This is a genomic window from Mesorhizobium sp. M4A.F.Ca.ET.020.02.1.1, from assembly GCF_004022645.1.
Taxonomy (GTDB): domain Bacteria; phylum Pseudomonadota; class Alphaproteobacteria; order Rhizobiales; family Rhizobiaceae; genus Mesorhizobium.
This window is the reverse complement of sequence record NZ_RZOI01000933.1, coordinates 1-1,997: the sequence shown is the minus strand read 5'-3', so window position 1 is coordinate 1,997 and position 1,997 is coordinate 1. Positions and strand designations below refer to the sequence as shown.

Here is a 1,997-nt window from a genome sequence, read left to right as displayed (position 1 = left end):
GGCCAGCACGCCGGGCAGCTCCTTGGCCTCGGTAATGCGCTCAGAAGACAGCGCCACCTTCTCCATCATGCCGCGCTGGTCGGGCAGTTCGTGCAGGAAGCCGAAGCCCTTGCCAAGCGTGTCGGTAGCATTGACGCCCGAGATAACCAGCATCGGAACCGAATCGGCGCGCGCCTGACCCATGGCGGTGATGGTGTTGGTGAGCCCCGGACCGGTGATGACGAAGGCGACGCCAGGCCTGCCGCTGGCGCGGGCATAGCCGTCGGCCATGAAGCCGGCGCCCTGCTCATGGCGCGGCGTGATATGGCGGATGCTCGAACGCGCCAGGCCGCGATAGAGCTCGACCGTGTGGACGCCGGGGATACCGAAAACGGTGTCGACGCCATGCGCCTCGAGCAGGGTGATGAGGGCCTCGCCGATGGTGGTCATCGTTCTCCTCTTTCTGGCGCAAGGCCGAGTTCGGCCTCGACAGCCTTGATGCCAATCGCTGCCAATTCGCCGGGCTCGAACATATCGCCCGCCAGACAGCCTTCGATCCAGAGCCCGTCGATGATCGCGTTGATCGCGATGGCATGGTGGCGCAGTTGGCTTGCGTCCGGTTTGCGCTGTTCTGCAGCGAGCACCTCGGCCACAACCGCTTCCACCTCGTTGCGAAAGCCAAGATAGCCTTCGCGGTGGGCATGGGCCAAGGTCGGATCCGCATTGGCGCGGCCGATGAAGGTTGCCCAAAGCGAAAACACCCGCGCGTCGACGATCGGCGTGTTGAGGTTGGCGGTGACGAAAGCCGCAAGACGTTGGCGCGGAGAGGCATCTTCCATGACCAATGCTGCTTTGGCCTGCTCGGTCATGCGGCCGACCAGCGCCGCATATGCCTCCTGCAGCAATTCTTCCTTGCCGGGGAAATAATGCCGGATCAGCCCGGCGGTGACGCCGGCACGCAAGGCGATGGCGCGCAAGGTGGCACCTTGCAGACCATGTTCCGCCACGCTATCCAGAGTCGCTTCGATCAGATCCTGCCGCCGCCGGTCCTCGCCCTCGCGACGGAACTTGCGGCGGGATGGCGCATTCATCGGCGCAGGATCGGCCGCGTCAGGCATGTCGGCCCACCTTCGCAGGCGATGCAAAGCGCATCCGCCTCGAAGATTTCAACCGTGCAGCCGGCGGCTTCCATCGCGGCTTTGGTCTTGGGAAAGCCTGCAACGGCGATGACTTTGAGCGGGCTGGTCGGCAGTACGTTTAGGCTGAGGCCGTTGGAAGCGGCGAACTCTCCGGCGTCGCCTTCGACCAGCCGGATGCCTCGCGCCTTCAGCATCTGATAGAACGGGGCCGGCAAGAGCGGGGAATAGACCAGTGCGAGGTCGTCGGCCAGCGGGCTGATCACCGACATCAGATGCAGGCACGCCTCTTCGCCCTGCCACAGCGGCAGGTCAAAACCGTAGACGGAAATGCCCAGCGGCGTCAGCAGGTTTGAAACCTGCTGGATGCCTTCCTGATTGGAGCGGACACCGCGCCCGATCGCCAGCGTGCGGCCATCAACCCATACACAGTCACCGCCTTCGACCTGGCCAGGAGCCTCGACGCGGCCCAGGATCGGAATGCCCAGTCTTCTGTAGGTCTCTTCATGCAGCGAGGGCTCGCTGGCGCGCAATGGCTTGCCCATGTACAGGATCAGCGCGCCGCGGTCGGTCATCAGCGATGGGTCGTGCGTGAACACCGAATCCGACAGGCCGTCGTCCGTGTCCTCTATCCATTCGATTTCGGCGCCGGAAGCCGCCACCAGTTCAGCAAGGGCCACGTGCTGCGAGGCTGCTTTCGCCGGGTTGAAGCCGGGGCCATAGTGCCAGGCAGCCCTGTCGGCGTCGCGCATGGCGTTGGCTGCCGACCGCATCAGCACGCGCCGCAGCGGCGCCGCCATGGACTGTGATCCGAAAGCGCTCATCAATGCCCTTTTAAGATGAAAAAAGCCGAGAAAATTTCATGGAGGGCTATTTATACAC

At 63.9% G+C, this 1,997-nt stretch carries 3 protein-coding genes; all 3 read right to left on the bottom strand.

The window, feature by feature from the left end; all coding sequences use genetic code 11:
• A partial coding sequence (locus tag EN742_RS33295) for a thiamine pyrophosphate-binding protein (protein ID WP_245492455.1) occupies positions 1 to 429 on the bottom strand: 429 nt, incomplete at its 3' end.
• Entirely contained in the window at positions 426 to 1,097 is a 672-nt protein-coding gene (locus EN742_RS33290; RefSeq protein ID WP_126056890.1) for a TetR family transcriptional regulator C-terminal domain-containing protein, read from the bottom strand. The genes EN742_RS33295 and EN742_RS33290, both read right to left, overlap by 4 nt.
• Positions 1,067 to 1,939 carry a dimethylarginine dimethylaminohydrolase family protein gene (locus EN742_RS33285; protein WP_126056891.1) on the bottom strand — a complete coding sequence of 291 codons (873 nt, stop codon included), beginning with the start codon at positions 1,937 to 1,939 and terminating at the stop codon, positions 1,067 to 1,069. Before EN742_RS33285 ends, EN742_RS33290 begins: the two co-directional genes overlap by 31 nt.
• Positions 1,940 to 1,997 lie beyond the last annotated feature (58 nt).